This is a genomic window from Burkholderia plantarii (assembly GCF_001411805.1).
GTDB lineage: Bacteria > Pseudomonadota > Gammaproteobacteria > Burkholderiales > Burkholderiaceae > Burkholderia > Burkholderia plantarii.
Genome location: NZ_CP007212.1, coordinates 804,869 through 829,309, shown reverse-complemented (window position 1 = coordinate 829,309; position 24,441 = coordinate 804,869). Strand labels below are relative to the sequence as shown.

Genomic DNA, 24,441 nt, shown 5'->3' with positions numbered 1-24,441 from the left:
ATTCCAGCGTGTTGCCAGGTAGCTGGCGCCCCGGCACGGCTTCGCGTGCCGCGGGCACCGGATGAGGCGCGCTCAGTGCGAGCTCGCCTCGAGATCGAACGTGAAGCGCAGCGCCGCGTCGCGCGTGAGCACGAGCGTCGCGCCGGCCGGCACGTCGAGCGTGCCGCCGACGAAGCGCGCCGCCACCGGCAGCTCGCGCCCGCCGCGGTCGGCCAGCGTCGCGAGCTCGACGGCGGCGGGACGGCCGTAGTCGTAGAGCTCGTTGAGCGCGGCGCGCACGGTGCGGCCCGTGTAGAGCACGTCGTCGACGAGCAGGATGCGGCGCCCCTCGACCTCGAACGGCAGCGAGGTCGGGCTGGCCTGGCTGTGCAGGCCCTTCTTGGCGTAGTCGTCGCGATGCAGCGCGACGTTGACGACGCCGAAGCCCGACGCGTTCAGGTCGCGCGCGAGGCGCTCAGCGAGCCAGGCGCCGCCGCTGTAAATGCCGGCGATCGCCGGGCCGTCGGGCGCCGCGAACGCGGCTTCGCCCCAGGCGTCGCGAATCCGGGCGAGCAGCGCGCGGTAGAGCGCTTCGGCGTCAATGGAACTCATGATGATCGGGCAACTGGTCGAGATGGGTTTGAAGGATCACGCGGGCGGCCTCGGCATCGATGGCCGCGGCGGCGCCTTTCGCTCTAGCACCGCGCTCGCGCAGCTGGGCGCGCGCCTCGACCGACGAATAGCGCTCGTCGATCCAGCTGACGGGCAGGTTGAAGCGGCCGTTCAGCTGGTTGCCGAAGCGTTTGGCCTGCTGCGTCATCTCGTGCGGCGTACCGTCCGGATGCAGCGGCAGGCCCACCACGAGCGCGTCCGGGCGCCATTCGGCGATCAGCTCGCCGATCGCCTTGAAGCGATGGTCGCGATTCAGGTTGGGAACGATGACGAGCGCGCGGGCCGAGCGCGTGAGCGTATTGCCGACCGCCACGCCGATCCGCTTCTCGCCGTAGTCGAACGCGAGCAGCGTCGCCTCGCGCGCGTTCGAACCGCTCATGCGTGGCCCGCCTCGCCGGAGAGCATCGTCGAGGACACGCCGAGCAGGCCGAGCGCGGCCTCGAAGCGCTCCTCGGCCGGCGTGTCGAACACGATGCGCGGATCGGCCGCCACGGTCAGCCAGCCGTTCTTCGAGATTTCGTCCTCGAGCTGGCCGGCGCCCCAGCCAGCGTGGCCGAGCGTCAGCAGAAAGCGTTTCGGGCCGCTGCCCGACGCGACCGCCTCGAGCACGTCCTTCGAGGTCGTCATCTCGAGCCCGCCCTCGACCGTCATCGACGAACTGTAGGCGCTGCCCTCCACCGGCTCGTGCAGCACGAAGCCGCGCTCGGTCTGCACCGGGCCGCCGAAATAGACGGGGATGTGCAGCAACGGCTCGATCTCGAGCTTGAGGTCGATGCGGTTGAACAGCGATTCGAGGTCGATGTCGGTGGGACGGTTGATGACGAGGCCGAGCGCGCCGCGCTCGCTGTGATCGCAAAGATAGACCACCGTCCCGGAGAACGTCGGATCGGACATGCTGGGCATGGCGATCAGGAACTGGTTGGTGAGATTGATGCGATCGGAACTCTTTGACATGGTTTGAATTTTAGCAAAGACCGCGCGGTAGCGAGCGGCGCCATGTCATCCGGCGCCGCCCGCCGCGAGGGTCGATATGACGGATCACGTCGCACTCTATCACGCGTTCGGGGCCGACCGGCAGGCTCGCCGCGCGGCAACGGCGTCGCGGCTCGCGGTGGCGCCGCGTCACAAAAAGCCCATCATCGGCGATGCGGCCGAATCGGTCGCGAATCGTTCGTCAATCGGCGGAAACGTCCCCAAAATCAATCGATCCGGCCGCACCGCGCGCCGCCCGTCGGAGATCGATGATCGGTGGCGCGCCCGCCACAGGACATAAGGGGGACACGACATCATCCGGGCCGGCGCCCAGGCCGGCCTCAGGCCGCCTCGAGCGCCGTGCCGAGCGCCTCGCGCGCGGCCGCCAGATCGGGCGGCGCCACGCCGGCCGCGATCTTGTAGAGCGCCGCGCGCAGCGCGTCGGAGCCGGCCGCGAGCGCCGCCCCGCCATCGCCGGGCGGATGACCGTGGGTGATGCGGCGCCAGCCGAGCGCGACCGCGTCGGCCAGCAGCGCCGTCTGGCCGAGCCCGAGCGCGGCCGCGGCGGCGCCGACCCGATAGGCCGCGGCCGACGCGCGCCAGGCCTGGGTCGTGCCGGCCGCGGCCGGATCACCCGCCAGCTCCGTCATCGAGGCGTCGGCGGTCTGCAGGAAATCCTCGTAGGCGTGGCCGTTGACGGTGACCACGCCGAGTTGGCGGATCGCCGCGGCATCACGCAGCGCGTCGGCCTCGGCGCGCGCGGCATCGGCCTCCCAGAGCATCTCCGATGCCTGCGAGCCGGCCACGTGCCAGTCCACCGTCAGGCCGTAGTCGTTCAGCAACTCGACCTCGGCCGCATCCTCGGCCGCGGCGCCGTACAGCGCGAGCTCGCGCCAGACCAGCGCGAGCGTCTCGCGCACGAGTGCCACATCGGCCACGCGCGCGCCGTTGGCCTGCTCGCGCAGTTGCAGGTTGCCGCGCGCGAGCCAGCGCCGCAGCTCGGTGCCGGCCGTGCCGCGCAACGTGCGCAGGCAGGCGCGGGCCAGCCGCCAATAATCGTAGGGATCGCTGCCGGCGAGCGCGGCGAGGCAGGCGTCGAGCGCATCGAGCGCAGCCGCGGGCGGCGCGTCGGGCTCGCGCAGCACGATCAGCAGCGCGGCCTCGTAGACGGCGCGCAGATGCGCGAGGCGATCGGCCGGCAGCGCGTCGAGCCGCGCCGGCGGCACCGGGCGGCCGGCCAGCGCGAGCGCGTCGAACGGCACCTCGCGCGCGGCCCGCGCGCGATCGGGCTCGGCCGACGCGCACGCCGCACGGTAATGCGCGTGCAGCACCGGCGAGCAGGCAAGCTCGCGCAGGTTGCGGCGCGCGACGGCCCAGCGGAAATCGCGCAGCGCGTCGCGCCACGGCAAGCCGACCGGATCCGGTGCGCCATCGGTGGAGGTGGCCAGCGACGCGGCGGCCAGCGCCAGCGCATAACGCTGCGCGGCCAGCCAGCCCGCGTCGCGCAAGGCTGCCGCGCCGGTGCGCAGCGCCCGCGCGAGCGCCTCGCCCGACGCCGTGCTGGCCTCGGCCAGCGTCGCCTCGACGAGCAGCACCGCGCCACCGCGGGGATTCGGCAGCGCATCGGGGATCGGCACGGCGGCCGGGAACGTCGTCATGGGCTCGCAACCATCGACGCGAAGACGAAAATGCCGCGCGGCCGGAGCCGTGCGGGATACCGCCGGACCGGCGTCGCGTCAGGCACGCCGGCCCGCGGCCGAAAGGCGGCGCGGATCGGTCAGATCTGAACCATCTCGAAATCTTCCTTGCGCGCGCCGCATTCCGGACAGGTCCAGTTGATCGGCACGTCTTCCCAGCGTGTACCCGGGGCGATGCCCTCGTCCGGCAACCCCGCCTCTTCGTCGTAAATCCAGCCGCAGATCAGGCACATCCAGCTTTTATATTCCATCGTTCGCCGCGCAGGGATAGCGTTGTTTGGGGAGCCGTGATGGTAACGTGCGGAGGGCCGCGCTGCCTAGCTCCGAGATGCGGCAGGGGGACGGTCGGGCCGGGACGGCGCGACCGCTGCGCGCGCATCGATCTCGCGCGGCGTCGCACCCGGCCGCCGCCGGCAGCTGCGAGGGCCCGCGAAGCGCTGCAAACGGCCGCGCGCCTGCGGTCCGGCGGGGCCACCGCGCGCTGTATCTCATTAAAAAAACCGTTTCACGCGCAGCTTTCCCCCGCATAATGACCGGCGAGGCGCACCCGCGTGGTGCGCCGCCCGATCGTTATCTCTTTCCCCGATTTTTCATGTCCAGCAACGCCCCCCCGATCGTCCTCACATTCGGCCTGTCCGATCCCACCGGCGGCTCCGGCCTGCAGGCGGATCTGCTGACGCTGGCGAGCATGGGTTGCCACGGCGTGTCGGTGCTGACGGGCTACACGGTCCGCGATTCGGCGTCCTGCGACGAGGTCACCGGCCTCGATCCCGACACCGTGGTCGCGCAGGCCCGCATGCTGCTCGAGGACATGCCCGTGGCCGCCTTCAAGATCGGCGCGACCGCGCGTGCCGAAGTGGTCAGCGCGATCGCCGAGGTGGTGGCCGACTACGACGGCGTGCCGCTCGTGCTCGCGCCTGACTTCACGCTCGACGACGAACACGTGCTGGCCGCCGACGATCTGCGCGAATCGATCGCGGACCTGCTTGCGCCGCAGACCACGCTGCTGGTGGCCGACCATGCCACGCTGATCGCGCTCGCGCAGCCCGACGGCGACGCGGAGGCCCCGAACCTCGATGCCGCGATCGCGCATCTGCTGTCGCAGGGGTGCGAATACATCCTGGCGACCGAGACCGGCACGCACCGGCTCGTCAACACGCTGTACGGCGAAGAGGGGCAGATCCGCCAGGACCTGTGGGAGCGCACGCCGCATCGGTTGATGGGCGTGACCGACACGCTCGGCACCGCGATCGCGGCGCTGCTCGCGAACGGCCAGGAACCGCCCGAGGCCGTGCGCGAGGCGCAGGAATATCTCTACCAGGCCGCGCGCGACGCGTTTCGGCCCGGCATGGGCGCCTGGGTGCCCGATCGCTTCTTCTGGGCGCGCAGCAACGAGGACGCGCCGGCCGCCCCCGCCGCCCCGGCCACGCCGCCGTTCGGCGCGTCGCGCCACTGACGACGCGCCGCTGAACGGGGCCGGGCGAGACAAGCCCGACCACGCGCGACGGCGCCGCGACCCGAGCCGTAAACGACAAAAAACCCGCAATCACTTGCGGGTTTTTTGTTTGGCAGACGGGACGCGCATCGCTGCGCGCCCGTCGATGCAATCGACCGAAGTCGATTACATGTCCATGCCCATGCCGCCCATGCCGCCCGGCATGCCGCCCGGCATCGGTGCGTCTTCCTTCGGCAGTTCGGCAACGGCAGCGTCCGTCGTCAGCAGCAGGCCGGCGACCGAAGCTGCGTTTTGCAGCGCGGTGCGCGTGACCTTCGTCGGGTCGACCACGCCGGCTTCGACCATGTCGACGTACTCGCCCGTCGCTGCGTTGTAGCCGTAGTTGCCTTGGCCGGCGGCAACTGCCGCGACCACGACGCTCGCCTCTTCGCCACCGTTCGTGACGATCTGGCGCAGCGGCTCTTCCATCGCGCGCAGCACGATCTTGATGCCGGCGTTCTGGTCGGCGTTGACGCCGGTCAGGCCCGCGATCGCGGTGCGTGCGCGGATCAGCGCGACGCCGCCGCCGGCCACGATGCCTTCTTCCACAGCTGCGCGCGTGGCGTGCAGTGCGTCTTCGACACGTGCCTTCTTTTCCTTCATTTCGACTTCGGTCGCGGCGCCAACCTTGATCACCGCCACGCCGCCCGCCAGCTTGGCAACGCGCTCTTGCAGCTTCTCACGGTCGTAGTCCGAGGTCGCTTCCTCGATCTGCGCACGCACTTGCTTGACGCGCGCTTCGATGTTCACGGCTTCGCCAGCGCCGTCGATGATCGTCGTGTTTTCCTTGCCCACTTCGATGCGCTTGGCCTGGCCGAGTTCGGCCAGCGTTGCCTTCTCGAGCGTGAGGCCGGTTTCTTCCGCCACCACTTGACCGCCGGTCAGGATCGCGATGTCTTCCAGCATGGCCTTGCGACGGTCGCCGAAGCCCGGTGCCTTGACGGCGACGGTCTTCAGGATGCCGCGGATGTTGTTCACCACCAGCGTCGCGAGCGCTTCGCCTTCGACGTCTTCGGCGATGATCAGCAGCGGACGGCCGGCCTTCGCGACTTGCTCCAGCACCGGCAGCAGGTCACGGATGTTCGACACCTTCTTGTCGTGCAGCAGCACGAACGGGTTGTCGAGGACGGCGACTTGCTTGTCCGGGTTGTTGATGAAGTACGGCGACAGGTAGCCGCGGTCGAACTGCATGCCTTCGACGACGTCGAGTTCGTCGGCCAGCGACTTGCCGTCTTCGACGGTGATCACGCCTTCCTTGCCGACCTTGTCCATCGCTTCGGCGATGCGGTCACCGATCGACGAATCGCTGTTCGCCGAAATCGAGCCGACCTGGGCGATTTCCTTGTTCGTCGTGCAGGGCTTGCTGATCTTCTTCAGCTCTTCCACTGCCGCGGCGACGGCCTTGTCGATGCCGCGCTTCAGGTCCATCGGGTTCATGCCCGATGCAACGTACTTCATGCCTTCGCGGACGATCGATTGCGCGAGGACGGTTGCCGTCGTCGTGCCGTCGCCTGCGTTGTCGCTGGTCTTGGAAGCGACTTCCTTGACCATTTGCGCGCCCATGTTCTGGAGCTTGTCCTTCAGCTCGATTTCCTTGGCGACCGACACGCCGTCCTTGGTGACCGTCGGGCCGCCGAACGAACGCTCGAGCACCACGTTGCGGCCCTTCGGACCCAGCGTGACCTTCACTGCGTTGGCGAGAATGTTCACGCCTTCAACCATCTTGGAACGGGCGGAATCGCCGAACACGACGTCTTTAGCTGCCATCTTCTAACTCCTTGAATTCTTGGGAATGGATACCGGCGGGAACGCTTAGTTCGCGTTGACCACGGCCATGATGTCTTCTTCGCGCATCACGAGCAGTTCCTGGCCGTCGACCTTGACGGATTGGCCAGCGTACTTGCCGAACAGGACACGGTCGCCAACCTTGACGTCGAGCGCAATCGGAGCGCCCTTGTCGTCACGCTTGCCCGGGCCGATCGCCAGCACTTCGCCTTGATCCGGCTTTTCCGCTGCCGCTTCGGGGATCACGATGCCCGAGGCCGTCTTGGTTTCCTGATCCAGGCGCTTGACGATCACGCGATCGTGCAAAGGACGAAGGTTCATTTTCACTCCTCTCTTGAATGAGACTGAAGAACACTAAGGGATGCCGCCTGGCGATCGCCGGCGGCGAATTGTTAGCACTCTCGTGCAGCGAGTGCTAATTATATGGACGCGGTTTGACAAATTCAAGGACGAGCCAGCACGGTTTTTTCGCGTGCCCCGCCCGCCCCCCGCCGCAGGCCCCCGACGGCCGGAACGCGGCTGCCCGTCAGGGTTTACCTGCCCCCTGCCGGCCCGGAAGCGTGCCGGCTGGCCCGGGAGCGCCGTTCGAGTCGCCCGGGGCGTGACAAGTTCCATCGCCGGCCCGGCAAGCCGGCGGCCCGGTTTCCCGCGCGCCGGCTTCGCTTTCGCCGCGCCGTGCCGGCCCTCCCATGCCCTCGCCACCTGCGCCACCGCGCCGCCTGTCCGGCCGCACCGCTCCGACATTTTCCAAACCGCTGCCCGCCTCGATCGGTCCCTTTTTCGATTGAGCTGCGTCAAGGGCCGCACGGGGATGGCCAATTCCAGGGATATCCATTCCGGTTTCAGCCATTTCGTCTGCGGAAAAAATCATCCAATGACGATTCCGGATCGGCAATTCCCGATCACGAACGCGAATCACGAGCGTTTGCCGGCTCCACGCGGTCGAGGATGCCGATTCACCGTCGCCCGGACGACACCCGCATCGCACCTTCAAAGGACCCCGATATGAAAATCGAATTACCCGAGCGAGAGATCAATGGCGAACTAGGCGGCATTTATTCGGCGCACGTGTCGCAGCATCCGCTGCCGACGCTTCGGATTCCTGACACTTCGACGGCCCCGGCGGTGGCCTACAACCTGATCCACGACGAGTTGCTGCTCGACGGCAACTCGCAACAGAACCTGGCGACGTTCTGCACCACCTGGGTCGAGCCGGAAGTGCAGCAGTTGATGACCGATGCCATCGACAAGAACATGATCGACAAGGACGAGTATCCGCAAACGGCCGAGATCGAGAACCGCTGCGTCACGATGATCGCCGACCTGTGGCACGCGCCCGATCCGCTCGGCACGATCGGCTGCTCCACCACCGGCTCGAGCGAAGCCTGCATGCTGGGCGGCCTCGCGCTGAAATGGAAATGGAAACAGCGCCGCGAGGCGGCCGGGCTTTCGACGGCCAGGCCCAATTTCGTGTGCGGCCCGGTGCAGATCTGCTGGAAGAAGTTCGCGCGCTACTTCGACGTCGAGATCCGCGAGGCGCCACTGCACGGCGACGGCCTCGGCATCACGCCGGCCGACCTGCGCGAGCTGTGCGACGAGAACACCATCGGCGTGGTCGCGACGCTCGGCGTTACCTTCACCGGCATCTACGAGCCGGTCGCGGCGCTCGCCGCCGAGCTCGACGCGATGCAGCGCGAACTCGGGCTCGACATCCCGATCCACGTCGACGCGGCCAGCGGCGGCTTCGTCGCCCCGTTCATCCAGCCCGACCTCGAATGGGACTTCTCGATCGAGCGCGTCAAGTCGATCAACGCGTCCGGGCACAAGTACGGCCTGGCGCCGCTCGGGGTGGGCTGGGCCGTCTGGCGCTCGAAGCAGGAACTGCCGGAAGACCTGATCTTCTACGTCGATTACCTCGGCGGCAACATGGCGACCTTCGCGCTGAACTTCAGCCGTCCGGGCGGCGAAATCATCGCGCAGTACTACAACTTCCTGCGGCTCGGCCGGGAAGGCTACACGGGCATCCAGCAGGCCTGCAGCGACACGGCCCAGTGGCTGGCCGCCGAAGTGGCCAGGCTCGGACCGCTCGAACTCGTCTACGACGGCCGCGGCGGCCTGCCGGCCGTCTGCTATCGCCTGAAGGACGGCATCGACCATCGCTTCACGCTCTACGACCTCTCCGACCGCATGCGCATGCGCGGCTGGCAGATCGCCTCCTATCCGCTGCCGGCCAACCGCCAGGACGTGATCGTGCAACGCGTCCTGATACGCCACGGCATCAGCCGCGACCTGATCAAGATCCTGCTCGATGACCTGCATAAAGCCATTGAATATCTTCAAGGCAACTGAAACGACGTCATCGCGTTGACGTGATATCGCATTGCGACGCCCGTGATTGCGCGCCGATCGGCGCATTCCCTTTTGCAGGTCAATCCCGCCGTCAACCGGGCGTCGCGCTATCCGGATCGCAGTGGAGAGCGAAAATGGTTCACTTCTTTACCTTCCTGAACGGCAATCCTTATATTTTGCTGTTCTTCGTGGTCGCCATCGCGGTATGGGTCGGGCACTGGTCGATCAAAGGCTATGCGCTCGGCGCCGTGGCGGCCTCGATCATCGTCGGCTGCGGCGTCGCCACCCTGGCCTCGCATTACGGCGTGATGCTGCATCTCGACGATTTCACCAAGAGCCTGTTCTATTACCTGTTCATGTACGGGGTGGGGCTGCGCGTCGGGCCGTCGTTCATCAACAGCCTCAAGGACGACGGGCCGAAATTCATCGTCCTGGCGATCCTGTCGTCGGTGCTCGGGCTCGGCATCATCGTGGCGGGCTCTCGCTGGCTGCATCTGCCGGTGGGCGCCGCTGGCGGCATCCTGGCCGGTTCGCAGACCATGTCGGCCGCGATCGGCTCCGCGGAAACCGCGATCACCTCGGGCGTGGTGCCGCTGCCGCCCGGCACCACCCAGGCCGGCGCGACGGCGATGATCGCGCTGTCCTACGGGATCTCGTATATCTGGGGCACCGTCGGCATCATCCTGATCTGCAAGTACCTGCCGCGCTGGTGGGGCGTGGACGCGCGCAAGGCCGCGAAGGAGTACGAAATCGTCCACGGCGTGCCGAACGTGGACGACGCCGAGCTGTACGGCTTCCGGCCGTTCGGCATCCGCGCCTACCGGCTCGTCAACGACAAGCTGCACGGCCTGACGATCGCCGATTTCCGCCGCCGCTTCGGCGAATACCAGATCGTCAACGTCGAGCGCGGCAACGCGCTGCTCGGCGCCGGCGCCGACCTGACGCTGAATGCCGGCGACGTGATCGCGCTCGGCGGCCGGCTCGCCGACCTGACCAGCCACATGGGCCTGATCGGCCCCGAGGTGCCGGACGCGCAGGTGCTCAGCGTGCCGCTCGACGAAGCCGAAGTGGTGGTCACGAGCAAGGGCGCCGGCGAACACACGCTGCGCAATTTCGCCGATACGGCGGTGGCGGGCCAGGTGCAGCTGACGAACATCATCCGCGGCGGCAAGTCAATGCCGGTCGGGCCCGATACGCAGTTGAAGCGCTTCGACGTGCTGCAGATGGTGGGCCTGCGCGACGCGGTGGCGAAAAGCGGCGAGATGCTCGGCATCCTCGCGCACCACAACACCGCCACCGACCTGCTCACGCTGTCGCTCGGCATGATCCTCGGCTTCCTGATCGGCCTGATCCAGATCCCCGCGTTCGGCGCCTCGGTCGGGCTCGGCAACGCGGGCGGGCTGCTCGTGTCGGGGATCATCGTGTCGTCGCTGGTCTCGCGCGTGCGCTTCTTCGGCAACACGCCGAACGCCGCGCGCAACATCCTCGAGGACATGGGGCTGATCTTCTTCGTCGCGATCGTCGGCGTGAACGCCGGCGCGAGCCTGCTCTCGCAGCTCACCGGCGGCACCGCGCTGAAGATCTTCCTGCTCGGCTTCGTCGCCTGCACGGTCCCGCCGTTCATCGTCTGGGCCATCGGCCTGCACCTGTTCCGGATCAATCCGGCGGTGCTGATGGGCGGCGTGGCCGGTGCGCGCAGCCACTCCGGCCCGGCGCGCGAGGCCGCCAAGGAAATCAGCAGCACCGTGCCGTGGATCGGCTTCCCGGTCGGCTACGCGGTGTCCGGCGTGCTGCTCACGGTGTTCGGCTACTTCGCGATGGTGCTCGCGCGCTAGCGGAGCGGGGCCGGCCCGGCACCGTGTTCAGGCGCGTGGCGATGCGTGATCGCGGCTTGATCGCGGCGTAAGCGAAACGCCACCGCCGGCCGGCAACGCGCGATCGCGTCCGGCCGCCCCCGGGCCGGGCGGAACCGGCCGTCCGGCCACGGCCGGACGGACCGGATGGACTGCAGCGGCGTGACGCGACACCTCGCGATCCACGCGCTGCGGATGATGGACCCTCCACAGGATGAACGCCGAAAGAACGCGCCGCCCCCGCGCGCCGCCCGTCGACGGGCGCGTGAAGGCGGCGAGGTTCGGGACGCGTTCCTGCAGCAGACATGACGAATCAATCGCAGCTTCAATCGCAACCTCAAACTCAGCCCCGGAGCGCCGCGCAGGCCACCCTGCCGCGCCGCCGGTTCATCCGGTCGGGCGCCGGCCTCGCCGCGGCCGCGGCGCTGCCGCTCGCCGCGCTGCCGGCCGGCGCGCATGCCGACGCGCCGGGCGCCGCGCCAACCGGCCCGGCCGACCTGAAGCGGCTCGTGACCGAGGCGCACCGGCGCTTCGCGGGCGAGCATGACGGCAAGAACGCCGACTACATTCCGTACCTGGCGGGCGTGCCGTCGCAGCTGTTCGGCATCGCGATCGTGGACCGCCACGGCGGCGTCGCGACGGCCGGCGACGCGAACACGCCGTTCGCGATCGAGTCGATCGCCAAGGTGTTCAACCTCGCGCTCGTGATGGCGGAGCGCGGCGCCGATCGCGTGCGCGACAAGCTCGGCGCGAGCGCCACCGGCCTGCCGTTCAACTCCGTGATGGCGCTCGAACTGCACGGCGGCAAGCCGCTGAGCCCGCTCGTGAACGCCGGCGCGATGGCGACGGTCAGCTTCGTCGCGGCCGGCAGCGCGAGCGAGCGCTGGAGCAAGGTGTTCGCCAACATGAAGCGCTTCGCGGGCGCGGACCTGTCGCTGAACGCCGCCGTCTATCAGTCGGAAGCGGCAACGAATCAGCACAACCGCGCGATCGCCTACCTGCTGCAGAGCGCCGGCTACATGTATTCCGATCCGATCGAGGCCTGCGACGTCTACACCAGGGCCTGCTCCGTCAACCTAACCGCGCGCGACCTGGCGATGATGGGCGGCGTGCTGGCGAACAACGGCGTCCACCCGGTGTCGGGCACGCGCCTGCTGGACGGCCGCGACGTGCCGAAGCTGCTGGCCGAAATGGCGATGGAAGGCATGTACGACACCAGCGGCGACTGGCTCTACGACGTCGGCCTGCCGGCCAAGAGCGGCGTGGGCGGCGGCATCGTGGCGGTGGCGCCGGGCCGGCTCGCGATCGCGGCGTTCTCGCCGCCGCTCGATACCTATGGCAACAGCGTGCGGGCCCAGAAGGCGATCGCCTGGATCGCCGACCAGCTCGGACTCAACGTGCTGCGCGTCGCCTGAGCCTCGCCGTCCCTCCCCAACGCGCGCGGCTTCCGGGCCGCGCGCCGGCACGGCGGGGTCACGCCACCGGTCAGGCGAACCGGCCCGCCGCCCTCGCTCATCGAGCGACACGTTAGCCGGCACCGGCACGGTGCGGGCGTGCCGGGCAGCGCGCCGATCATCTCGCGATCGGCACGCTGCCTGGTGTTTTCAGGTCGCACATGAAGGCACCCGTGATGCGTCTCGCGCACGAAGCGCCGCGCTATCGCCACCGCCCTGTCGGCCGCTCGTCGAGCGTCCGTCAATCGTCGGTCGAGCGCCCGTCGATCCGGCCGTCGCATCGTTCGCGCCGGAAGAAGTGGCCGGGCGTACGGCCAAACACGCTCTTGAACATCGCAATGAACGCGTTGACCGATTCGTAGCCGAGGTCTTCCGAGACGCGCTGGACCGGGGTACCCACGGACAGCTTCTGCAGCGCCACGATCAGCCTCAACTGGCGGCGCCAGCGGCCGAACGTCATGCCGGTCTCGGCGATCACCAGCCGGGACAGGCTGCGTTCGCTCAGCGCGACGCGCGCCGCCCACTGCGCCGCGGTGCGCCGGTTCGCCGGGTCCGCCGCGAGTTCGGTGGCGATCCTGCGCAGGCGAGGATTCGACGAGATCGGCACATGCAGATACTCCACCGGCATCGTCGCCAGTTGCTCGACCAGCACCACCGCGAGCCTTCCGGTCGGGCTGTCGCTGGCGTAGTGCTGGGACTGCTTCGCGAGATGGCAGATCAGCTCCAGCACCAGCGCGCTGAGCGTCAGCGTGCAGCAGGTGTCGGGCATCGCGGCGACATCGGGCTCGAGGAACAGCATCAGCACTTCGCCGCCCGACGAGACACGGCTGCTGTGCAGCATGCCGCGCGGAATCCACACGCCGAAATTCGGCGGCACCAGCCAGATGCCGCTCTCGACCTGGCACGTCACCGAGCCGCGGCGCGTGACGACGAGCTGACCCTTGCGATGGAAATGCGGCTGCGGCGCAGCCTGGATCTGCTTCAGGTCCGGCCGCACCGCGACGACGGGGCCGTCGTGCGTGTCCGGATCGAACCGGCTTCGACGCACCGGGACGTCGACCACGCGCTCAAGGTCCGGCATGCGCGATCCGGTGAAGCTGACTGGATTCAAATACTGGTTGCGGACACATCCTGTTTGCCCTCCGACCCGATTGACGAGTTGCCGGCCATCGGCGGCCGTGTGAACCGGCAACCCAGCCATGCTACGGTGGCCCGGTGGCAACTCGCCGAAGCAGATCAGCGTCTCGTCATTCCGCGCGGGAATTTTCGACGTGCATTGTCGTTGTCGAGGAAGGGGGTGCGATGGGCCGAGACAAGATGGCGCCGGTGTCGGGATGGCAGACTGGATGATTCGGAGTACGACGGGGACGCGTGCGGGTCGTCCAGCCGGATCGGCTCGACCCGACGTGCAAGCCGCAGCGGGATCACGCGGATCGGCCGGAGCGAGAGGTGGACGCGTCGCGGAGCCGCTGTCTCGCTCACGGCGCGCAGGGTCACATCGTGAAACGGCCGAAACGGATTCCGGCCGGCCTATCTACCGGCCGGCGACCGCGAACAGGCGTGGCACGAATCGAGGCAGCCGTGCCGCCGCGACCGACGCCACCCGCGCGCGCCGCGGCCCCGCCAACCGGCGCCGCGCACGCCGGCAAGCCGGCAGCGCGCCCGCCGTGCCGCAAACTCAACCCTGGAAAAACGCCAGCAGATCCTGATTGACCTGCTCGGCATCGACGATCGCGATGCCGTGCGAGCCGCCCGGATAAACCTTCAGCGTCGCGTGCGGCACGATATCGACGGTGCGGCGCGCCGAGGCATCGATCGGCACGATCTGGTCGTCGTCGCCGTGCAGCACGAGCGTCGGCACGTCGATCTTCTTCAGGTCCTCGGTGTAGTCGACCTCCGAGAACTCGCGGATGCAGTCGAACTGCCCCTTGATCGAGCCCATCATCCCCTGCGCCCAGAACGCGTCGATGGTGCCCTGCGAAACCTTCGCGTCGGCGCGATTGAAGTTGTGGAACGGCACGGCGAGATCCTGGTAGAACTGCGAGCGGTTGCGGACCACGCCGTCGCGGATGTCGTCGAACACGTCGATCGGCAGGCCGCCCGGGTTCGCCTCGGTCTTCAGCATCAGCGGCGGTACCGCGCCGATCAGCGCCACCTTCGCGACGCGCGCGGTGCCGTGGCGGCCGATGTAGCGCGCGACTTCACCGCCGCCCGTGGAATGGCCCACCAGCATCGCGCCCTTCACGTCGAGATGGTCGAGCAGCGCGGCCAGATCGTCGGCATAGGTGTCCATGTCGTTGCCGTTCCACGGCTGGGCCGAGCGCCCGTGGCCGCGCCGGTCGTGCGCGATCACGCGATAGCCGCGATAGCCGAAGAACAGCATCTGGGCGTCCCAGGCGTCCGCGCAGAGCGGCCAGCCATGCGAGAACACGACCGGCACACCCTTGCCCCAGTCCTTGTAGAAGATTTCCGTACCGTCTTTCGTCTGGAAAACACTCATCACGAGACTCCTGAAGTGGAATTGGCTGAACGCGGACCTGCCCAGCCAGTGTAAGCGCTCGTGATGACGGCAAGGAAATCGGCCGGCGGCCGTGACGCCCCGTTGCGGGGCAGGCGAACCACGACGCTGCCGCTCAGCCGCGCTCGCCGACCAGCTCGATCAACGCACGTGCCTGCGCGTCGTCATCGCCCGTCATCGGCGCGAACGGGAACGGCAACGCGTCCGCGAGCTGACGGAACGCGGCGCGGCTGCTGCGCGTGTAGGCGGGGTCGTAATGCAGATCGATCAGCGATTCGAACAGCTCGCCGCGCTCGCCGGCCTCGGCCAGCGTCTGCCAGTCGCGAATCCGCGCGTGGCCGTGCAGTTCGGTCAGGCGCGCGAGTTGCTGCACGAACGCGACCGGATCGTCGAACAGGTGCTCGTAGTCGCGCAGCAGCAGCGCGACGCGTTCGTCGCGCGCGGTCTCGACGGCGACGCAGCGCGCCGCGTGCATGCCGGCGAGGATCGTGTCCGGCAGCGCGATGCGGCCGATCTTGCGGCTCTCGGCCTCGACGAACACCGGCCGCGCCGGATCGAGCCCGCGCAGCGCGAGCACGAGCGCCGTGTCGAAGCCCTTCTGCGTCGGCTGCTCGGCGCCCGGCAGCGCGCCGAGCAGCGAACCGCGATGCACCGCCAGCCGCTCGAGATCGAGCGTCTGCGCGCCGGCCCGCGCGAGCGCGCCGAGCAGCTGCGTCTTGCCGCTGCCGGTGCGCCCGGTCAGCACGATGTAGCGGAACCGCCCCGGCAGCTCGCCAAGCTCGTCCACCACCCAGCGCCGGTAGGTCTTGTAGCCGCCGTCGAGCTGCCTGGCGCGCCAGCCGATCAGGTTCAGCCACGAAGTCATCGAGCCCGAGCGCTTGCCGCCACGCCAGCAATAGATGAGCGGGCGCCAGTTCAGCGGCCGGTCCGCGAAGGTGGTCTCGAGATGCGTGGCGATGTTGCGCGCGACCCAGGCCGCGCCGATCCGCGTGGCCTCGTGCGGCGACTCCTGCTTGTACATGGTGCCGACGATCACGCGCTGATCGTTGCTGAGCACCGGCGCGTTGAGCGCGCCGGGGATGTGGTCTTCCGCGTATTCGAGCGGCGTGCGCACGTCGATGATCTCGTCGAATTCATCGACGCGAGACAGCGGAACGAGAAAGGGATTCACGAAAAGGGCCGGAGGAACGAGGGGCGGAACAGCGGACAGGACAACCGGCGGATTATCGCACGGTGCCCCGCCCGCCCCGGCCCGTCTCCTCGGCCCAGCGACACCAGCGGCTGCCTCATTCAGTCACATGGCGTCGGTCACGCCGCGTCAATCGCGCAGCGCGTCGCGGATCGCCGCGAGCCACAGCGCCACGGCGTGCGCGCCCGGGTCCGGATGGCCGAGCGCGCGCTCGCCGAGATAGCTCGAACGGCCGCGCTTCGGCATCAGCGTGGCGGTGCCGGCGGCGCCCTCGGCGGCCGCGGCCGCGCTCGCGTCGAGCGCCTGGCGCAGGTTGCCGGTGGCGTCGAGCGCGGTGCGCAACGCACGCGCGGCCGGATCGAGCGCATCGACCATGGTGCGGTCGCCGGGGTGCGCGCCGCCGATCTCGGTCACGCCCGCCACCGCGGCGAGGAACGCATCGGCCCAGGCCGACGCGTCGGGCTGGCCGGCGGCGTCGAGCGTGGCCGCCGCGCGCATCAGCATGGCCGCGTAGAGCGGGCCGGAGGTGCCGCCCACCGCGCGCCGCAGCGTCGCCGACATCGCGCGCAGCACCGCGCCCGGGCGCGACGCGTCGGGCCAGCCGTCGGCCTCGGCCGCGATCGCGTGGGCCGCGCGCGACAGGCTGATGCCGAGGTCGCCGTCGCCCACGCGCTGGTCCATTTCGGTCAGCGTCGGTTCGGCGGCCAGCAGCCGCGCGCAGATCGCGTCGAGCACGCGGCGCAGCGCGCTGTCGGGCGCGAGCCGCGCGCCGCCCGCCAGCCGGCGATGCGCGGCGTCGGGCGCGGCCGGCACCGGCCGGCTCTCGGGCGGCGCGACCTGCCCGGCGCGCGCGGGCCAGGCCGGCGCGGCGGTCGGCGCATCGAGCCAGGCGAGCCGCGCGTCGTCCACGCGCAGCAGCGTCAGCGACACGCCCGCCATGTCGAGCGCGCTCAGGAAGGTGCCGGCCCAGGCGCGCTCCACCTTGACGCCGCGCGCCCCGAGCACGCGCAGCGCCGCGCCCGCCACGATGTCGAGTTCGCCCGGCGGCGTGCCGCCGAGGTTGTTGACGAGCAGCGCCACGCGCGCGCCGCGTTCGAGCGCGAGATCGTCGGCGATGCGCGCGAGCAGGCGTTCGGCCACCGTGTCGGCCGCGCCGGCCGGGTCGAGTTCGGCGCGCTCGACGCCGGCCTCGCCGTGGATGCCGAGCCCCCATTCGATCTCGCGCTCGCCGAGCGTGAAGCCGGGCGTGCCGGCCGCCGGCACCGTGCAGGGCGACAGCGCGACGCCCATCGTGCCGAGCGCGGCCGCGGCTTCGCGGGCGTGCCGCGCGACCTCGGCGAGCGGCAGGCCGGCCGCCGCCGCCGCGCCGGCGATGCGATGCACGAGCACCGTGCCGGCCAGGCCGCGCCGGCCGGCATGTTCGCCGCGCGCGGCGAGCGCGACGTCGTCGGCGACGATCACCGTCTCGACGTCGATCCCTTCCGCGCGCGCGATCTCGGCGGCGAGCCCGAAATTGAGCCGGTCGCCGGTGTAGTTCTTGACGATCAGCAGCACGCCGGCCGGGCCGCCCACGGCGCGGATCGCGTCGAGCACCGCGTCGACCGACGGCGACGTGAACACTTCGCCCGCCACCGCCGCGCTCAGCATGCCGCTGCCGACATAACCGGCATGCGCGGGTTCGTGGCCGGCACCGCCGCCCGACACGAGCGCGACCTCGCCGCGCGAGGCGGACTCGGCCGCGTCAGCGCGCACCACGATCGTGCGGTCCGCGAGCAGCGCCAGATGGGGATGCAGTGCGACGAGTCCGTTCAGCAGGTCGGGCACCACGCGTTCGACATCGTTGATCAGCTTCTTCATTCGGCAGGTTCTCCGGGAGCGTGGCTCCCCGTCGTCTCCAGCATGTCTCGCCGGACGCACCGCGTCCGGCCCTCGTGAATCGCACCGGCCGCGATCGCGGCGCGCGGCGGCCGTCCGTCACTATAAGACGATCGCCCCGAACCGGCCGTGATGCGGGCGCAATGCCGGTTCGACCATGCCGGGGCGGTGAGTTCCCGTGGGCCGGCACGCGCGGGACCGCAGGTGAAGATGGTGCCGACAATCAGTCATCACGCGGACCGGAAAGACCATCGCCGGCGCGAGCGCATGAAAAAAAGCGGCACGACCGCCGCGTCGTACCGCTTTCGGATCGCAATTCGCGGGGATCGGCGCGCCGACCCCCGGCTACCTTGCCGGTGCTTATTTCCTCGGCAGTCCGCCTGCCAGCGTCGCGACCAGCGAGGTGACCGGCGAGAGCAGCGTGCTGCCCGACGACCCCGAGGACGACGAGGCACCGCCCGACGACGGCGTGACCGCGACGCCCGGCAGCGCGGCACCGACCGCACCGATCGTCTGCGTCGCGGCGGTGGTGACGGCGCCGAGCGTCGCCACGCCGGTCGAGGCGACCGCGCCGACCGAGGCCGGCACCGTGCCGAGCGCCGCCGTCCCGGTGCTCGCGACGTTGCCGAGCGTGGTGCCCGCGGTGTTCACGAGCGTCGTGCCGACCGTGCCAAGCTGGGTGGCCGCCGCGACGCCGGTGTTGGCCGCCGTCGCCAGCGTGCCCGTCACCGTGTTCGCGACGCCCGACAGCGCGCCCGTCGCCACGCCGACCGGCAGCGCGCCGGACAGGCTGCCCACCACCGTCGTGATCGGCGCGATCGGGTTGCTCGCGACCACGTTCGTCACCGCGTTGACCACGCCGCCCACGACGGCCGGCGCCGTGCTCGCAACCGTGCCGGTGACCGAGCCGAGCCCGCTCACCGCCGACGAGACGCCCGAGGACGCCGCGTTCACCACGCCCGTCACGGCGGTGGTCGGCACTGAACCGACCGCGCCCGTCAAAGCCGTGGTCGCCGTGCCGAGGCCGGTGGTGGCCGCGTTGACCACGCCCGTCACGGCGTTGGCCGGATCGACACCGCCGACCAGGCCGGTGATCGCCGTGGTCGTCGTGCCGAGCCCGCCCGCGACGGCCTGGACGCCGCCCGAGAGCGCGTTGGCGCCCGTGCCCACCGCTCCCGCCAGCGCGCCGGCGCCCGTGCCGAGACCAGTGGCCGCCGCGCCGACCGTTCCGCTCAGCGCCGAGGCGCCGGTGCCGAGCGCGCCCGCCACCGTACCGGTCACCGCGCCGAGGCCGCCCGTCGCCGAGCCGAGTCCGCCCGCAAGCGCCCCCGCGCCGTTCGACAACGCGCCGGCCGCGGCACCGAGGCCGTTCGACAGGCCGCCCGACACCGCGCCAGCGGTGTTGGACAGGCTGCTCGCCACCGCGCCGAGACCACCCGCCAATGCGCCCGCGCCGTTCGACAGCGCGCCCGTGGCTGCGCCGAGCCCGTTCGACAGGCCGCCCGCGACCGTGCCGGCCACCGTGTTCAGACCACCGGTCGCGCCGCCCAGGCCGCTCGCCACCGCGCCGAGACCACCCGCCAATGCGCCCGCGCCGTTCGACAGCGCGCCCGTGGCTGCGCCGAGGCCGTTCGACAGCCCGCCCGCGACCGTGCCGGCCACCGTGTTCAGCCCGCTCGTCGCCGAACCCAGGCCGCCAGCCAACGCACCGGCTCCCGACGACAAGGCGCCCGTTGCCGCACCGAGCCCACTCGCCAGCGCACCGGCTCCGGAAGCCAGCGCGCCAGAGGCGGCACCGAGGCCGTTCGACAGCCCGCCCGCGACCGTGCCCGCAACGGTGTTCAGGCCACCCGTTGCCGCACCCAGCCCACCGGCCAACGCGCCCGCACCCGAAGCCAGCGCGCCCGAAGCCGCGCCCAACCCGGTCGACAGCCCGCCCGTCACCGTGCCGGCCACCGTGTTCAGGCCGCCCGTCGCCGCGCCGAGCCCACCCGTCAACGCGCCCGAGGCGGTGCCCACCCCGGTCGACAGGCCGCTCACGACCGTGCCCGCCACCGCGTTCAAGCCGCCCGCGGCCCCGCCGAGGCCGCTCGCCAGCGCACCCGCGCCCGACGACACCGCGCCGGCCGCGGCACCCAGCCCGCCCGACAACGCCCCGGCCCCCGACGACAGCGCACCCGACACCGCGCCAAGTCCGTTCGACAGGCCGCCTGCCAGCGTCCCCGCCAGCGAGTTCAAGCCACCGGCCGCGGCGCCGAGGCCCCCCGCCAGCGCACCGGCGCCGTTCGACAACGCCCCCGCCGCCGCACCGAGACCATTCGACAGCGCCCCCGTGGCGTCGCCCGCCACCGTCGTGAGGCCGCCCGCCAGCGCACCGGCCCCGTTCGACAGCGCGCCCGTCGCGCCCGACGCGACAGCACCAAGCCCGGACGTCGCCGCGCCGAGGCCGTTCGACAGCGCCGCGGTGCCGGTCGAGAGCGCGCCGGTCGCGGTGCCGACGATGCCCGTCAGCGCGCCGGCCGGATTCGTCAACGCCCCCTGCAGGCCGGTGATCACGCCGCCCAGCGGGGTGTTGCCGGCGATCGCCTCGATCGTGCTGGCGAGGCCGCCCAGCGAGGTCCGCAGCGGGTCGACGACGTTGCCGAGCGAGACGCCGAACCGCGTGCCGTTCGCGGTCAGGACGACGGACAGGCCGTCGATCCGGTTCAGCGTCGCATCGAGGCCGAGCGTCGTGCCGGCCAGGCTCGCGGTCGCGCCCAGCGCGGCACCGCTCGCGTTCAGCGAACTGCTCAGACTCAGACTGGCCCCCAGCGGGGTGACGATGCCACCGACGTCGGCCATCGCCGGCGCAGCCGCCGCGAGACCGAATACCGCCGCAACCGAAAGCGCGATGCTCGACAGAGTGAAGTGTTGTTTCATTTGTGGCCCCATGTCAGTTGGTGCTGCTGTCTGGTGTAGCGGGGGCACTTCTGCAGAGACCATGCCAGCAGCCGGCCGATACGGGAAACCACGCATTTCGTCGAACAAATTACTGCGAACCCGTGATCAAGCTCCGTAAATCGCGGCGCCGGACGCACGCTCGCCATGCGTCCCGATTCGCGAAAGACGGCCGACGTAACGTAACAACCGAATGGAACGTTACGCGCGCGCTCCGTAACGAGGCTGGCCTGCCGACAACGCGGCCTTCAGCCAAAGCGGGCCGCAATGAATTCGCGCCACATGGATTCCAGACCACTCGTGCGGCGGCTCCATCAATTGATAAAAATCCTTTCCAGGCAAGGCTTTCATGGGCAGGCCGAATGAAAATCACCGGATGTCGATCCGGCCTGAATTTTTAAAAATCGATAAGCAAAAAGAAATAGACGGTTCAAAGCTTGAAAATGTCACGATTCCCGATGGCCAATAAAAAAGAATCGCAATCGAAGATTTTTTCAATGTTCCGACAGTACAAACACGCGGCAATCCACGCCGGGCTCACGCCAGATCGCGCCGCGCGGCCGCGACGCCGAGCATTGCCTCGACGAACGCCACGAACGCGCGGGCGAGCGAGGTGGCGAGCCGGCCGGCGGGAACGTCGCCCACGGCTCGGCGGGCGGCAGCAGCCAGCCGTCGAACGTGGTGACGACGCGCCCGTCGCGCAGCGCGTCGGCAAACCGCCAGTCGGAGCCGATCGCGAGTCCGAGCCCGGCGAGCGCGCCGCGCGCACGCCCTCGGCCTCGCGCACGCGCAGCCGCCCCGAGGTCTCGACGGCCAGCTCGGTATCGTGGCGGCGGAATTTCCAGACAGCGCCGCCGGCGCGCCGGTCATGCACGACCACCTGATGACGGACGAGATCCTGCGGCCGGTGCGAAATCCCGGCGCGCGAGAAACTGGCGTGCGGGCCGACCGCGCGTCGCGCGCTCTCGCCGATCTTGCGCGCGCCGGCCAGCGCGCCGTTGCCGCCGGCGGCCGCGCCGTGGCCGATCCGCAGCGCGACGTCGATGCGCTCGGCGGCGAGGTCGGCGTGGCGGTCGTCGAGCAGCAGTTCGATGACGAGATCGGGATGGGCGTCGAGAAACGGCTCGATCGCCGGCACCAGTTGCAGGCGCGCGAACGTGCCCGGCCCCCGACGCGCAGCGTGCGCCGGCAAGGCCACCGCCGACGCCGCGCGCGGCCTGCCCGGCTTCCTCGGCGTCGTCGAGCAGCCGGCGCGCGCTTGCAATACCGCTGGCCGGCCTTGGTCGGCATCAGCCCGTGCGTGGTGCGCGACAGCAGCGATACGCCGACCTGTCGCTCGAGGTTCGCGATCGACTTCGATACGGGCGGCTGGCCGAACCCGAGCCACCTGGCGGCGCTCGAAAACGAGCCCGTTTCGATGGCGGCCATGAAACCGGCCATCGCACCGAGAAGATCCATCGGTTGGTCCTCCCGATTCCTCCGTCGAATCAGCCTGGCAGCCGCGCGGCGCGACGGCGGCCGGGTCCGGCCCCATCGCGCATCTCATGCAACGGCCAGCCGGGACCACGGCCCGGTGGATCGGCGTCCACGCCGACGCCCTGCGCGATAAACAGCGCGGCGACATGCGCGCGAGCGCCATGACGAACCGGCGCGAACCGGCGCGAACCGACGCGACCATCGATGCCGCCACCGCCCGGCCTCCCCCTGCTTCGCCCGGCGACGCGGCGACGGACATTCCCACGCCCGAGCGGCAATTTTGCGACAATGGAGGGTTTCGACCGCGCGCAACCACCGGGCCCTCGCCGATGTCGCTTCCCCATATCAATCTGCTCTACACCGTCTCCGGCCTGTTCGTCGGCTTCCTCGTCGGCCTGACGGGCGTGGGCGGCGGCTCGCTGATGACGCCGATCCTCGTGCTGCTGTTCAACATCCATCCGGCCACGGCGGTCGGCACCGACCTGCTCTACGCGGCGGCCACCAAGGCCACCGGCACCTTCGTCCACGGCGCCAAGGGCTCGGTGGACTGGCGCATCACGGGCCGGCTCGCGGCGGGCAGCGTGCCGGCCGCGGCGGTCACGCTGTGGCTGCTGCACGCGCACGGCTTCGGCTCGACCTCGACCAACCGGCTGATCCAGGTCGTGCTCGGCGGCGCGCTGCTGCTGACCTCGGTGGCGCTGATGTTCCGGCCGCGGCTCGCCGCGTTCGCCTCGCGCCACGCGCTCGCGCCGAATCCGGCCCGCACCGTCGCGCTGACGGTGCTGACCGGCGTCGTGCTCGGCGTGCTGGTGTCGCTGACCTCGGTGGGCGCGGGCGCGATCGGCGTGACGGTGCTGCTGCTGCTGTACCCGACGCTGTCCACCACGCGCATCGTCGGTTCGGACATCGCGCACGCGGTGCCGCTCACGCTGGTGGCCGGGATGGGCCACTGGCTGCTCGGCTCGGTCGACTGGTCGATGCTGGTGTCGCTGCTGCTCGGCTCGCTGCCCGGCATCGTCGCGGGCAGCCATCTGTCGACGCGCGCGCCTGAACGCCTGCTGCGCAACGTGCTGGCCGCGACGCTGGTGGCGGTCGGCCTGAAGCTCGTCACGTCCTGAGGGGGCGGCATCGCCGCGGTGAGCGCCGCCCGGAGCCGGCCGGACGCGACGAAGCGGCCGACGACGGCCTGCCGATGCCGGGCAACGCGCAAAAAATCCACGAGTCCGCCGGATGGCGGCATGCCAGCGAGCGTGCGGGAGACGGCGCGGAAGCTGGCGCCAACGCGCCCCGCCGGTCAGATAGCGCGACAGCCGCCCGGGCGGCAACGCCCGCGAAGCCGCCCGAAACCCGCCACCGGCACGAACCCGCTCCACAAAAAAATGCGCCGCTCGAGGCGGCGCACGTTTCCACGCGAGACGGCCGACGCCGTCCCGCGCGTTTCCGGTCTTACTGCTGCTGGACGGTCAGCTTGTTGTCGACCGAGGTGACGCCCGCCACCCCCTTGGCGACGTCGCCGGCCTTGTCGATCTGCGACTGGTCCGGCACCGTGCCCTGCAGCGAGATCGCGCCGCCCTTCGAGCGCACGGTGATGTTCGACACGTCGATGCCGCCGGCCTTCGTGATGGCCTTGCGCACCGCGTAACCGAGCTTGCGATTGGACTTGCGGGCCGCCTTCGCGGCCGCCTTCTGCGTGCTCTTGCTGGCGGCCGGCGCCTCGGTGCCCGCGGCGGCGTCGCTCGCCTGCGCGTACACGTTGCCGCAAACGAGCGCCGCAACCAGCGCGCTGCCCAGAGCCTTCCACACGATCGACTTCATATTTTCTCCTTGTGATTCCGGAAACGGCCGCACCAGACGGGCGGCCGAATTACCCCCAGATGAACGGCCGGCGACGGATGCCGTCGGCCGACGTTTTCACGAAGATACGAGAGGCGCAGCGTTCGCCCGGCGCGCGCGAAGGCGGCCGGACTGCCGGGACGTGGTCCGTCTCGCGCCCGGTCTGGTTTCAACGGCTTGCCGGGTCGCGCCGCGACGGACACGGCGCGGCTGCGACGCACAATGTAATCCAGCGGCACGCGAAGCGCAAAGGATTTGCGCGCCGGATCACCGGCGTTGCGCGGCGGCATCCGGACCTTCCCGGATCCCGCGCCCCGCTTGCCGCAGCGCCGTCGAACTCGGGTACCATCCTCGCCA

Annotated in this window: 19 protein-coding genes and 2 pseudogenes; 6 read left to right on the top strand and 15 right to left on the bottom strand. The window is 70.3% G+C overall.

Annotated elements, in window-relative coordinates:
* Positions 1–72: 72 nt before the first annotated feature.
* From pyrR to bpln_RS03610, 3 genes are read right to left on the bottom strand one after another with little or no spacing between them, the layout of a single operon-like run.
* On the bottom strand, positions 73–591 hold the full coding sequence (gene pyrR, locus bpln_RS03620) for a bifunctional pyr operon transcriptional regulator/uracil phosphoribosyltransferase PyrR (protein ID WP_055138106.1): 519 nt from the start codon (positions 589–591) through the stop codon (positions 73–75).
* Positions 578–1,030: a Holliday junction resolvase RuvX gene (gene ruvX / locus bpln_RS03615; protein ID WP_042624015.1), complete on the bottom strand. Its 453-nt coding sequence runs from the start codon at positions 1,028–1,030 to the stop codon at positions 578–580. The genes pyrR and ruvX overlap by 14 nt, the downstream gene beginning before the upstream one ends.
* Positions 1,027–1,605, bottom strand: coding sequence for a YqgE/AlgH family protein (locus bpln_RS03610; protein ID WP_042624014.1), 579 nt, complete (start codon positions 1,603–1,605; stop codon positions 1,027–1,029). Before bpln_RS03610 ends, ruvX begins: the two co-directional genes overlap by 4 nt.
* A gap of 76 nt (positions 1,606–1,681) precedes the next feature.
* Between bpln_RS03610 and bpln_RS03605 the strand changes: the two genes are divergently transcribed.
* Positions 1,682–1,924 (top strand): hypothetical protein, encoded by a 243-nt coding sequence (locus bpln_RS03605; RefSeq protein ID WP_055138105.1) that lies wholly within the window; start codon positions 1,682–1,684, stop codon positions 1,922–1,924.
* A 40-nt stretch (positions 1,925–1,964) separates the two neighbouring features.
* On the opposite strand, the gene bpln_RS03600 is transcribed toward bpln_RS03605, so the two are convergent.
* Both bpln_RS03600 and bpln_RS03595 read right to left on the bottom strand, forming a co-directional pair.
* Complete coding sequence (locus bpln_RS03600) at positions 1,965–3,281, bottom strand: hypothetical protein (RefSeq protein ID WP_055138104.1); 1,317 nt, start codon at positions 3,279–3,281, stop codon at positions 1,965–1,967.
* Between the two features lie 119 nt (positions 3,282–3,400).
* The gene (locus bpln_RS03595) at positions 3,401–3,571 is read right to left on the bottom strand and encodes a rubredoxin (protein WP_006400971.1); all 171 of its coding nucleotides are present in this window, start codon (positions 3,569–3,571) and stop codon (positions 3,401–3,403) included.
* 341 nt (positions 3,572–3,912) lie between these two features.
* Between bpln_RS03595 and thiD the strand changes: the two genes are divergently transcribed.
* Positions 3,913–4,776: a bifunctional hydroxymethylpyrimidine kinase/phosphomethylpyrimidine kinase gene (gene thiD, locus bpln_RS03590; RefSeq protein ID WP_042624012.1), complete on the top strand. Its 864-nt coding sequence runs from the start codon at positions 3,913–3,915 to the stop codon at positions 4,774–4,776.
* Between the two features lie 165 nt (positions 4,777–4,941).
* Here thiD and groL read toward each other — a convergent pair whose 3' ends face one another.
* Both groL and bpln_RS03580 read right to left on the bottom strand, forming a co-directional pair.
* A complete protein-coding gene (gene groL / locus bpln_RS03585) occupies positions 4,942–6,582 on the bottom strand; it encodes a chaperonin GroEL (RefSeq protein WP_042624011.1) in 1,641 nt (546 codons plus the stop codon).
* A 45-nt stretch (positions 6,583–6,627) separates the two neighbouring features.
* On the bottom strand, positions 6,628–6,921 hold the full coding sequence (locus bpln_RS03580) for a co-chaperone GroES (RefSeq protein WP_012734796.1): 294 nt from the start codon (positions 6,919–6,921) through the stop codon (positions 6,628–6,630).
* A 684-nt stretch (positions 6,922–7,605) separates the two neighbouring features.
* On the opposite strand from bpln_RS03580, the gene gad reads away from it, so the two are divergent.
* From gad to glsA, 3 genes are all read left to right on the top strand, one after another.
* Positions 7,606–8,949, top strand: coding sequence for a glutamate decarboxylase (gad, locus tag bpln_RS03575; protein WP_055138103.1), 1,344 nt, complete (start codon positions 7,606–7,608; stop codon positions 8,947–8,949).
* A gap of 134 nt (positions 8,950–9,083) precedes the next feature.
* Positions 9,084–10,784 carry an aspartate:alanine exchanger family transporter gene (locus bpln_RS03570; RefSeq protein ID WP_042624008.1) on the top strand — a complete coding sequence of 567 codons (1,701 nt, stop codon included), beginning with the start codon at positions 9,084–9,086 and terminating at the stop codon, positions 10,782–10,784.
* A gap of 323 nt (positions 10,785–11,107) precedes the next feature.
* The gene (glsA, locus tag bpln_RS03565; protein WP_082465181.1) at positions 11,108–12,217 is read left to right on the top strand and encodes a glutaminase A; all 1,110 of its coding nucleotides are present in this window, start codon (positions 11,108–11,110) and stop codon (positions 12,215–12,217) included.
* 280 nt (positions 12,218–12,497) lie between these two features.
* On the opposite strand, the gene bpln_RS03560 is transcribed toward glsA, so the two are convergent.
* The 7 genes and pseudogenes from bpln_RS03560 to bpln_RS37575 all read right to left on the bottom strand — a co-directional run.
* On the bottom strand, positions 12,498–13,337 hold the full coding sequence (locus bpln_RS03560; protein WP_042624007.1) for an AraC family transcriptional regulator: 840 nt from the start codon (positions 13,335–13,337) through the stop codon (positions 12,498–12,500).
* A gap of 597 nt (positions 13,338–13,934) precedes the next feature.
* Complete coding sequence (locus bpln_RS03555; protein WP_055138102.1) at positions 13,935–14,756, bottom strand: alpha/beta fold hydrolase; 822 nt, start codon at positions 14,754–14,756, stop codon at positions 13,935–13,937.
* Between the two features lie 133 nt (positions 14,757–14,889).
* Complete coding sequence (mnmH, locus tag bpln_RS03550; RefSeq protein ID WP_055138101.1) at positions 14,890–15,945, bottom strand: tRNA 2-selenouridine(34) synthase MnmH; 1,056 nt, start codon at positions 15,943–15,945, stop codon at positions 14,890–14,892.
* A gap of 147 nt (positions 15,946–16,092) precedes the next feature.
* Positions 16,093–17,820 (bottom strand): dihydroxyacetone kinase subunit DhaL, encoded by a 1,728-nt coding sequence (dhaL, locus tag bpln_RS03545; RefSeq protein ID WP_055138100.1) that lies wholly within the window; start codon positions 17,818–17,820, stop codon positions 16,093–16,095.
* 378 nt (positions 17,821–18,198) lie between these two features.
* Positions 18,199–20,679: a beta strand repeat-containing protein gene (locus bpln_RS36580; RefSeq protein ID WP_055138099.1), complete on the bottom strand. Its 2,481-nt coding sequence runs from the start codon at positions 20,677–20,679 to the stop codon at positions 18,199–18,201.
* A gap of 913 nt (positions 20,680–21,592) precedes the next feature.
* Positions 21,593–21,913 (bottom strand): annotated as a pseudogene (locus bpln_RS37580) (LysR substrate-binding domain-containing protein); the annotation flags it as partial.
* A 191-nt stretch (positions 21,914–22,104) separates the two neighbouring features.
* Positions 22,105–22,203: pseudogene (locus bpln_RS37575) on the bottom strand (LysR family transcriptional regulator); the annotation flags it as partial.
* A gap of 377 nt (positions 22,204–22,580) precedes the next feature.
* Here bpln_RS37575 and bpln_RS03530 point away from each other — a divergent pair.
* Positions 22,581–23,369, top strand: coding sequence for a sulfite exporter TauE/SafE family protein (locus bpln_RS03530; protein WP_042624001.1), 789 nt, complete (start codon positions 22,581–22,583; stop codon positions 23,367–23,369).
* Positions 23,370–23,697: 328 nt separating this feature from the next.
* Here bpln_RS03530 and bpln_RS03525 read toward each other — a convergent pair whose 3' ends face one another.
* The gene (locus bpln_RS03525) at positions 23,698–24,066 is read right to left on the bottom strand and encodes a BON domain-containing protein (protein ID WP_042624000.1); all 369 of its coding nucleotides are present in this window, start codon (positions 24,064–24,066) and stop codon (positions 23,698–23,700) included.
* Positions 24,067–24,441 lie beyond the last annotated feature (375 nt).

What these genes read in the sequence shown, in the direction of transcription:
- dhaL (WP_055138100.1), bottom strand. Translation starts at nt 17,820, where the DNA reads ATGAAGAAGCTGATCAACGATGTCGAACGCGTGGTGCCCGACCTGCTG.
- bpln_RS03600 (WP_055138104.1), bottom strand. Translation starts at nt 3,281, where the DNA reads ATGACGACGTTCCCGGCCGCCGTGCCGATCCCCGATGCGCTGCCGAAT.
- bpln_RS03580 (WP_012734796.1), bottom strand. Translation starts at nt 6,921, where the DNA reads ATGAACCTTCGTCCTTTGCACGATCGCGTGATCGTCAAGCGCCTGGAT.
- bpln_RS03560 (WP_042624007.1), bottom strand. Translation starts at nt 13,337, where the DNA reads ATGCCGGACCTTGAGCGCGTGGTCGACGTCCCGGTGCGTCGAAGCCGG.
- groL (WP_042624011.1), bottom strand. Translation starts at nt 6,582, where the DNA reads ATGGCAGCTAAAGACGTCGTGTTCGGCGATTCCGCCCGTTCCAAGATG.
- bpln_RS03525 (WP_042624000.1), bottom strand. Translation starts at nt 24,066, where the DNA reads ATGAAGTCGATCGTGTGGAAGGCTCTGGGCAGCGCGCTGGTTGCGGCG.
- glsA (WP_082465181.1), top strand. Translation starts at nt 11,108, where the DNA reads ATGACGAATCAATCGCAGCTTCAATCGCAACCTCAAACTCAGCCCCGG.
- bpln_RS03570 (WP_042624008.1), top strand. Translation starts at nt 9,084, where the DNA reads ATGGTTCACTTCTTTACCTTCCTGAACGGCAATCCTTATATTTTGCTG.
- bpln_RS36580 (WP_055138099.1), bottom strand. Translation starts at nt 20,679, where the DNA reads ATGGCCGACGTCGGTGGCATCGTCACCCCGCTGGGGGCCAGTCTGAGT.
- thiD (WP_042624012.1), top strand. Translation starts at nt 3,913, where the DNA reads ATGTCCAGCAACGCCCCCCCGATCGTCCTCACATTCGGCCTGTCCGAT.
- gad (WP_055138103.1), top strand. Translation starts at nt 7,606, where the DNA reads ATGAAAATCGAATTACCCGAGCGAGAGATCAATGGCGAACTAGGCGGC.
- bpln_RS03610 (WP_042624014.1), bottom strand. Translation starts at nt 1,605, where the DNA reads ATGTCAAAGAGTTCCGATCGCATCAATCTCACCAACCAGTTCCTGATC.
- ruvX (WP_042624015.1), bottom strand. Translation starts at nt 1,030, where the DNA reads ATGAGCGGTTCGAACGCGCGCGAGGCGACGCTGCTCGCGTTCGACTAC.
- bpln_RS03555 (WP_055138102.1), bottom strand. Translation starts at nt 14,756, where the DNA reads ATGAGTGTTTTCCAGACGAAAGACGGTACGGAAATCTTCTACAAGGAC.
- bpln_RS03605 (WP_055138105.1), top strand. Translation starts at nt 1,682, where the DNA reads ATGACGGATCACGTCGCACTCTATCACGCGTTCGGGGCCGACCGGCAG.
- pyrR (WP_055138106.1), bottom strand. Translation starts at nt 591, where the DNA reads ATGAGTTCCATTGACGCCGAAGCGCTCTACCGCGCGCTGCTCGCCCGG.
- bpln_RS03530 (WP_042624001.1), top strand. Translation starts at nt 22,581, where the DNA reads ATGTCGCTTCCCCATATCAATCTGCTCTACACCGTCTCCGGCCTGTTC.
- bpln_RS03595 (WP_006400971.1), bottom strand. Translation starts at nt 3,571, where the DNA reads ATGGAATATAAAAGCTGGATGTGCCTGATCTGCGGCTGGATTTACGAC.